Here is an 8,151-nt window from a genome sequence, read left to right on the forward strand (position 1 = left end):
GTTTCATTGAAAGGTCGAAAACCTACTCATGACCGGGTCTAACAATAACGATGTCCGCTACCAATCGCTGCGTGAACTCGATCCCGACCTCGCAGAGGCAATGGCAGGGGAGCTCTCTCGTCAGCGTGACATGCTCGAAATGATTGCCAGTGAGAACTTTGTTCCACGTGCAGTGCTGCAAGCTCAGGGCTCGGTTCTGACCAACAAGTACGCCGAAGGCTACCCGGGCCGTCGTTACTACGGCGGCTGCGAATACGTCGACGTCGTCGAGGACATGGCACGCAACCGCGCCAAGGAGCTCTTTGGCGCTGAGTTCGCCAACGTTCAGCCACACGCAGGTGCGCAGGCCAACGCTGCCGTTCTGCATGCGCTAATCAACGCCGGTGACAAGATTATGGGCCTCGACCTGGCACACGGCGGTCACCTGACCCACGGCATGAAGCTTAACTTCTCCGGCAAGCTCTACCACGTCGTCGCATACGGTGTGGACAAGGACACCATGCGGATCGATATGGACAAGGTGCGTGAGCAGGCGCTCGCAGAAAAGCCGGATGTTCTCATCGCAGGTTGGTCGGCGTACCCGCGCCACCTCGACTTCGAAGCTTTCCGTTCCATCGCCGATGAGGTCGGTGCGAAGCTGTGGACGGACATGGCGCACTTCGCAGGCCTGGTTGCCGCCGGTCTGCACCCGTCGCCGGTTCCGCATTCTGACGTTGTGTCGACCACCGTTCACAAAACCCTCGGTGGTCCACGTTCGGGCATGATTTTGGCCAAGCAGGAGTACGCCAAGAAGCTGAACTCCGCTGTTTTCCCGGGGCAGCAGGGTGGCCCGCTGATGCACGCCATCGCCGGCAAGGCCGTGGCGCTGAAGATTGCTGGTACCGAGGAGTTCAAGGAGCGCCAGGAGCGCACTCTCGCTGGTGCCCGCATTCTGGCTGAGCGTCTCACCGCTTCCGACTGCGCCGAGGCTGGCGTCGATGTTCTCACTGGCGGCACCGATGTCCACCTGGTTCTGGCGGATCTGCGCAATTCTGAGATGAACGGCCAGGAGGCCGAGGATCTGCTCCACGCTGTTGGCATTACCGTCAACCGTAATGCTGTTCCGTTTGACCCGCGTCCTCCGATGGTTACATCCGGACTTCGTATCGGTACTCCGGCGCTGGCCACCCGTGGTCTCGACGAGAAGGCCTTCACCGAGGTCGCCGATGTCATCGGTACTGCTCTCGCCGCCGGCAAGAATGCGGATGTTGACTCCCTGCGTGCTCGTGTTTCGAAGATTGCTCAGGAATTCCCGCTTTACGACGGCATCGAGGACTGGAACCTCATCTAATTCTGCGTTTTTGCAGCGCAAGTACCCGTTCTAGCAGTGCGCTAGGACGGGTTTTCCCGTACATCCGGGTTTTGGTCCGGAGGTGGTGGCTCCGGCCCGAGCTGTTTCGTCGTGCCTGCCCGGTATCCGGCGTAGGACCTCCCGGACATTGATGTCACGAATGAGTTGCTAAACAGCGGCGGCCGAGTCTTGTCAGGTGGGCGCCATCGAATATGTCCGGATGTGGGGATGCGTTCGAGGTGGCCGTTGCGTCCTTCCCGGTCGTCGTCGTTAAGCCCGTTGTGTTCGCGGCAGACCATGGTGAGGTTGTCCAGCGTGGTTGTGCCGCCGTGTTTGTGGGCGACTAGGTGGTGCGCTTGGCCGCTATAGGCGGGGCGTTCACAGCCGGGCCAGGCGCAGATGGGGTTGTCGATGAGCATCGCGATGCGCTGCTCTTCAGTCGCCAGGCGGGGGTTGCCGATGGGAAATAAGTCCGTAATGGCGCTGTGTTCGTCGTAAAGCACGGCCCACCCGGTGTCGGCGAGTAGGGCGTTGAGGAAGACGTCGGGGGCGAGCGCGGAGCCGTTGGTGGTGGCGGCGAATCGCGGGCTGTAGTCGATGAGGTCTTGTGCGGTGATGATGATGGCGGGTTGGTAGCGCATTTCATCGAGCTTGTCGACGGGCATTGCGGCATCGGCATGCTCGAGGCGCTCGGCAAGCGCTTGGCCGACGCAGCGGTCGTGGGAAAACTCCGGATGGGACTTCCGGATTTCTGCGGCACGGATGGTAAGCGGCGACAGGAGATTGTCGAGCATATCCGAGGGGCCGGAGATGTGGAAGTGCTTCATTCCCCGGATGTCTACCTTCCGGGAAAATCGGGCGCGCAGATGCTGGGGTGGCTCGTCTTCGGTGTTGAGCTCGGTGAGAGTTTCCCGCATGTAGAGATCGAGTTCTTCGAAGCCGAGGCGTTCGGCGGCAGCGACGAAGGTGAGCCGCAGGTTGTCGTGGAGTTCGGCGTTGTTGGCTTGGCGGCTGCGCTTGTCGATAAGCACGCAGGTGTCCAGGCTGAGGCCGAGCTGGCGCGCAAGGGCGGTGGCGTCTTCGCGGGCTTTGGTGTTTTCCTCGGTGTCAGCGGGTTGGAGATAGTGGGCGGCGACGCGTAGCAAAAGCCGGAGGCGCGCCGGGTCAAGGCCGAGGGTTGCCGCCAGGTGGGAGGTGGCGTCGTGGCCGTCGGGACGCGCGGCGTGGAGTTCCGCTAGCGTGTCCATTCCGCGCGAGGCCAGTGCGGCGAGCGTCCCAAGAACTGTCATGCCTTTGAAGGTAAAAGTCCGGATGTAGGGGGACAACGCCTATGAGGGCAGGCTGTGGATAAGTCAGCCGGTTTAGCAGTTATCCACATCCGGACTTTTCACCGCGCAAACGCACCGCAGCTGCACCGCCGTACCGCCGCACCACGCGCTGCCGTCTGTTACGCCCCGAAGTCACGCAGGGCGCTGCCGGTGAGGCGGAAGGTGTCCCATTCGTCCATGGGGAAGGCGCCGAGGGAGCGGTAGAAATCGATGGAGGGTTGATTCCACTTCAGGACGCACCACTCGACACGTGAGTAGCCTCGCTCCACGGCAATTCGCGCGAGGTTCTGCAGCAGTGCTTTGCCCTTGCCCGTGCCGCGTGCCTCGGGGCGGACGTAGAGGTCTTCGAGGTAGATGCCGTGGGTGCCTTCCCAGGTGGAGTAGTTGAGGAACCACAGGGCAATGCCGTCGAGGCGCGGGCTGCCTTCAACACCGCCACCAACGCCATCGCCACCATCACCGCCACCGGCGCCGTCGTCCAAATTTCCGGATGTGGAGTCGACGACGTGGCAGAAAATCGCAGGGTTGTCCCCGAAGAGCTGTTCGCGCAGGCGCTCGGGGGTCAGTCGGACGGCATCGGGTTCTTTTTCGTAGGCCGCCAGGTCTTTGATGAGGTCGACGATCTCGTGGACGTCGTCAGGCGTGGCGGGGCGTGGAAGTGTCATGTGTCCCTTGTTACTCGCGGCGGGTGATTTGGTGCAAAAGTGCGTCCGAGGCGGGGGAGATTGCGATAACCTGCGAGGTTATGAGCAACGTTACTCAAGACTTTTCCGACGGCATTCTAGCCATCACCATCGATCGCCCGGATGCCTATAACTCCCTGGATAAGAATCTCCGCTTGGAGCTGAAAGCCGCTTTTGAGCGTGCGCAGGAGCCGGATGTGCGCGCTGTTATCCTGCTCGGCGGGCCGAAGGCGTTTTGTACGGGCCAGGACTTGAAGGAGCACATTTCTGACCTGCAGTCCGGCGCCGGCATGGGCAAGGTTGTCGAGGAGTACAACCCGATGGTCGCGGAGCTGACCGCGATTAACGTTCCGGTTATTGCCGCTATCGAAGGTGCTGCGGCGGGTGCCGGCTGGTCGCTGGCGCTACACTGTGATTTCCGTATCGCCGGCCCGAAGGCGTCGTTCAAGGCGGCGTTCCCGTCGATTGGCCTGGCCACGGACTGTGGCATGTCGGCGCTGCTGCCGCGCATGGTCAGCGACGCGAAGGCGCGTGAGCTGTTGTTCTTCGATAAGAAGGTGCTTGCCGACGAAGCCCTGAGCCTCGGCCTGGTCACTGAAGTGGTGGATAATCCAGCGACTCGGGCACGTGAGTTGGCTGTCCAGTTTGCGGCGGGGCCGACGGCCGCGCTGAAGGAGATTAAGGCTCTGCTGCGCCGGGATACCTTGTCTGCTGCTGCGGCGGAGGCGGACGCGCAGGCTCGTTTGGCGGTCTCGGCCGACCATAAGGAAGCGGTGGCCGCGTTCTTGGAGAAGCGACCACCGCATTTCGTAGGTGAGTAAGACAGATACCTGGAGTGGCAGGGGAGAGATAGTAGTGAAGAACTACTGCTCTTCCTGTGCTCCTAGTACTTCACTGGTGAGCTCTGGGTGATCTCCCAGCTCACCGGAAACCTCGTCAGGGTGCTTGGATAGGCTGACCAGCGAGACCGCCAGACCGCCCCAGATGACGATGATGAACAGTGCCATCATGACAATTGCGATACCGGACATTTGGCTTAAACCTCCTCGGTTTCCGGAGTGTGCTTGCGTGGCAGGTGTGAGGACCGCTTGAAATCTGGCGTCACACCGAAGTCCGAGCCCGGAGGGCCATCGAGACGGTGTTGGCCGCGCCAAGGCAGGATGGCCATAATCAGAGCGCCGATGAGAATCACGCCGATGACACCCCAGCCAAAGATGTCGATTTGGGTGTCGGAGTAGCCTTCGTAGTTTTCCTGGAAAAGTCCAATGAGCTCCTGGAACAGGATGACGGCGAGAATGACCGGCGTGATGTTTCCGACGAAGATCTGCCACATGGTGCCGACCTTGAACGAGGACACGGCGTTGAGGTGCATGGCGAACTCGTTGGTGCGGCGCAGGATCCAGTCGATTGCGATGATGGTCAGCAGTGCAACCAGGACGATACCGACGTTGTTGGTGAACTTATCTACGATGTCGAGGGTTACCAGACCTGAGGTGGTCGGGAAGGCCAGCAGCGAGATGACGGCCATGGCGCCACCGACGGTGAGGGTGGCCTGGACGCGGCCGAGGTTCAGCTTGTCCTTTACTGCGGAGACGACGACCTCGAGCAGCGACATCAGGGAGGTCACACCGGCGATTGCCAGGGAGAGGAAGAACAGTAGCCCGAAGACCGAACCGATGACCTTTGGCATCTCAGAGATGACCGTCGGGAATGCGATGAAGGCAAGACCAATACCGGAGGTTGCGACCTCGTCAACGGCCTGACCCGACTGCGCTGCCATGAAGCCCAGGGTGGCGAAGACGCCGATACCGGCGAGAACCTCGAAGGAGGAGTTTGCGAACGCGGTGACCAGGCCGGAACCGGTGAGGTTCGTGCGTGGCTTCAGGTAGGAGGCGTAGGTCAGCATAATGCCGAAGGCCACGGACAGGGAGAAGAAGATTTGGCCGTAGGCGGCAATCCATACGCTGGAGTCAGTGAGTGCGGACCAGTCTGGGGTGAAGAATGCGTCCAGGCCCTTTGCGGCGCCGTCGAGCGTCAGGGAGTAGATGACCACTGCGACGAAGAGGATGGTCAACAGTGGGATGAAGACAATCGAGACCTTACCGATGCCCTTGTCCACACCAGCGGCCAGAATGCCGATGACGAGTACCCAGACAATGAGCAGGACGATGGAAATCGAGGGGACGAAGTCCAGAGAGAAGACGCTCTCGGTGTCTACTTGGAGGAAGTCCTTCATGAAGTGGGTCTCGGCATCTGGGCCCCAGCTCTTGCGGATGGACTTCCAGGCGTAGATGAAGGACCACGCGATAATAACGGCGTAGTAGACGGTAATGAAGAAGGCGATACCGACCTGGATCCAGCCGATTGGCTCAGCCCAGGGCTTGATGCGACGCATCGACTTCGGTGCGGACCCTCGGAAGCGGTGGCCGATGGCGAAGTCGAGGAAGAGCAGTGGGATACCCGCGGTCAGAAGTGCGACCAGGTAGGGGATAAGGAAAGCGCCACCGCCGGAGTCATACGCGACATAGGGGAAACGCCAGATGTTTCCAAGCCCGACTGCCGAGCCGATAGCGGCGAAAATGAAGGCTGCTCGGGTGGAAAACACCTCCCTTCGCTGAGGGGTAGCGGTCGAGTTGGTTGTGCTCATACCTCTGGAACTCCAATCCTTCATCTCCGGTCACGCGCTCGCGCGGCCTAGGAGGGAATTTGGTGAAGTGCATCACCATTACCTAACAGAATCTTAGTATATGAGATGGGCATCTCATTGTATAGTTTCGGTTTTGTAGGGGGTAATGTTTTTGGTGAGGGGTATGGCACAGGGGAAGGGAGCTCTAATCCAGCCTCGTAAATAATCGCCAGCCACCTACTTTGAGGTATGCAAAAACCCCGCCAGGAAGACCTGACGGGGTTTGGGGCGAATCGGCTAGACCGACGTGCGCTGTTTACTCTGCGCCGCCCTTGGCGATACGACGGAAGATGATCTCCTTCATGATCTCGTTGGTGCCACCGTAAATGGTCTGGACCTTGGAGTCGAGGTAGTGAGTGGAGATTGGGTACTCGAGCATGAAGCCGTAGCCGCCGAACATCTGCAGGCAGCGGGTAACGATGTCCTGCTGCTCCTCGGTGGTCCAGTACTTGGCCATGGAAGCACCGGTCTCGTCCAGCTGGCCAGCGTTGTGGGCCATAACGGCCTGGTCAACGAAAGCCTGCAGGGCGGTGACGCGGGTGGCGATGTCAGCCAGGTAGTGGCCGTGGACCTGGTGCTGGATAATCGGGCGACCGAATGCCTCGCGCTCCTGAGCGTACTTGTAAGCCAGGGTCCAGGCGCGGCGGGAAGTTGCGACAGAGCCGCAAGCCAGGGTCAGGCGCTCGTGAGCGAGGTTGGTGCGCAGGTAGCCGAAGGCAGCGCCCTCTTCGCCGAGCAGGTTCTCGGCCGGAACGCGGACGTTGTCGAAGTTGAGCTCAGCGGTGTCCTGAGCCTTCAGGCCGACCTTCTGCAGCGGGCCGGCCTTGGTGAAGCCCTCGAGATCAGCGTCGACGATGAACATGGAGACGCCAGCGCGGCCCTTGGATGGGTCGGTGATAGCTGCGACGAGAGCGAAGTCGGCCATCATGCCGTTGGAGATGAAGATCTTGGTGCCGTTGAGGACGTAGTGGTCGCCGTCCTTCTTGGCGAAGGTGCGCATACCTGCCAGGTCAGAACCGGCGCCCGGCTCGGTCATAGCGAGGCAGCCGATGGTGTCGCCGGCGTTCATGGAAGCCAGGTACTTCTGCTTCTGCTCTTCGTTACCGAACTTGGCCAGGTACGGAGCGACCAGGTCGTTGAGAACGCCGAAGGAAACGACGATGGAGCCACAGTCAGCGTTGGAGAGCTCCTCGTTCAGGACCTGGTTGTAGCGGAAGTCCATCTCTCCGCCGCCGCCGTATGCCTCCGGAGTGGACATACCAATCAGGCCCAGCTCGCCGGCCTTCTTGAAAATCTCGCGGTCCGGCTGACCTTCCTTGTGCCAGCGCTCTACGTTCGGGGTGATTTCCTTCTCGACGAAGCCGCGAACCATGTCGCGGAACATGTTGTGCTCTTCTTCGAAGTGAGTACGGGGCAGAAAGTCCTTCATGACATGCTCCTAGAAATATTGTCGTGGAATTTTTGTCTTAAGGCCTTTTCGTACGTCGCAGATAAACGCTGCAGATAAACGCGATGGCCTCGGTTCATCGTCATAGTGACTATGACTGTTGTACCCCATTATGCATGAGTGTGATGAGAGACACTTGTTTTTTTAAAAGTTTTTTCCCGATTGATGACGTGAAATCGCTTGACGACGGATATTGTGCCCAACCTTCCCGGAAAACTACCCCCGTTGCGGTTGGAGGTTGCTATTGAATCCAGACTATCCTCGACAGTCGGCAATGTTAGGTAATGCTAACCTACAAAGCCAGGTGAATGGCTATTTTTGTCATATCTGACAGGCGGGACCCTGGGGCTTTGGGGTCGATAGGGTAGGCGTTTTGGATGGTCATCATGGGGGTGATTAACGAAACATTCTCGTTTTCTTATTCCCATTAGTGCTGGTGGTAGTTAGTATGAGCATCAGGTGGAGACCGGTTCCCTTGATTATCCGAGCTTCTTCCACTGCAGTCATAGCAACCTCCAATTGCACTCGAAAAAATGACGCGACCTGTGCGCCGTCCCCGTGGAATGGACAGCGAGCAGGTCGCGTTATTTTTATTTTTTATTGCTGCGATTAGGCGCTAGTCGGCAATCCCATCAATGTGCGCCAGGGGTTAAGTGACAAAAAGTGTGTCCGCTCGG

Annotated in this window: 8 protein-coding genes; 3 read left to right on the plus strand and 5 right to left on the minus strand. The window is 59.5% G+C overall.

Annotated elements, in window-relative coordinates; all coding sequences use genetic code 11:
* The first annotated feature begins 28 nt into the window (after window positions 1-28).
* The gene (glyA, locus tag HMPREF2849_RS10860) at window positions 29-1,330 is read left to right on the plus strand and encodes a serine hydroxymethyltransferase (RefSeq protein ID WP_070863002.1); all 1,302 of its coding nucleotides are present in this window, start codon (window positions 29-31) and stop codon (window positions 1,328-1,330) included.
* A 41-nt stretch (window positions 1,331-1,371) separates the two neighbouring features.
* Here glyA and HMPREF2849_RS10865 read toward each other — a convergent pair whose 3' ends face one another.
* Window positions 1,372-2,157 (minus strand): HNH endonuclease signature motif containing protein, encoded by a 786-nt coding sequence (locus tag HMPREF2849_RS10865; protein WP_246822164.1) that lies wholly within the window; start codon window positions 2,155-2,157, stop codon window positions 1,372-1,374.
* Between HMPREF2849_RS10865 and HMPREF2849_RS11440 the strand changes: the two genes are divergently transcribed.
* Complete coding sequence (locus tag HMPREF2849_RS11440) at window positions 2,143-2,472, plus strand: hypothetical protein (protein WP_246822166.1); 330 nt, start codon at window positions 2,143-2,145, stop codon at window positions 2,470-2,472. The genes HMPREF2849_RS10865 and HMPREF2849_RS11440 overlap by 15 nt on opposite strands.
* 305 nt (window positions 2,473-2,777) lie before the next feature.
* On the opposite strand, the gene HMPREF2849_RS10870 is transcribed toward HMPREF2849_RS11440, so the two are convergent.
* Entirely contained in the window at window positions 2,778-3,323 is a 546-nt protein-coding gene (locus tag HMPREF2849_RS10870) for a GNAT family N-acetyltransferase (RefSeq protein WP_049192850.1), read from the minus strand.
* An 80-nt stretch (window positions 3,324-3,403) separates the two neighbouring features.
* On the opposite strand from HMPREF2849_RS10870, the gene HMPREF2849_RS10875 reads away from it, so the two are divergent.
* On the plus strand, window positions 3,404-4,162 hold the full coding sequence (locus HMPREF2849_RS10875; RefSeq protein ID WP_070642105.1) for an enoyl-CoA hydratase-related protein: 759 nt from the start codon (window positions 3,404-3,406) through the stop codon (window positions 4,160-4,162).
* A gap of 42 nt (window positions 4,163-4,204) precedes the next feature.
* Here the strand turns inward: HMPREF2849_RS10875 and metS are convergent, their stop codons facing one another.
* The 3 genes from metS to HMPREF2849_RS10890 form a co-directional block, all read right to left on the minus strand.
* Window positions 4,205-4,372, minus strand: a complete 168-nt coding sequence (gene metS, locus HMPREF2849_RS10880) for a methionine/alanine import NSS transporter subunit MetS (RefSeq protein ID WP_048733989.1) — start codon at window positions 4,370-4,372, stop codon at window positions 4,205-4,207.
* Between the two features lie 5 nt (window positions 4,373-4,377).
* A complete protein-coding gene (locus HMPREF2849_RS10885; protein WP_069359264.1) occupies window positions 4,378-5,988 on the minus strand; it encodes a sodium-dependent transporter in 1,611 nt (536 codons plus the stop codon).
* Window positions 5,989-6,283: 295 nt separating this feature from the next.
* Window positions 6,284-7,456: an acyl-CoA dehydrogenase family protein gene (locus tag HMPREF2849_RS10890; protein WP_005510658.1), complete on the minus strand. Its 1,173-nt coding sequence runs from the start codon at window positions 7,454-7,456 to the stop codon at window positions 6,284-6,286.
* Window positions 7,457-8,151 lie beyond the last annotated feature (695 nt).

The sequence above is a fragment of the Corynebacterium sp. HMSC073B01 genome (genome assembly GCF_001838255.1).
Classification (GTDB): domain Bacteria; phylum Actinomycetota; class Actinomycetes; order Mycobacteriales; family Mycobacteriaceae; genus Corynebacterium; species Corynebacterium jeikeium_D.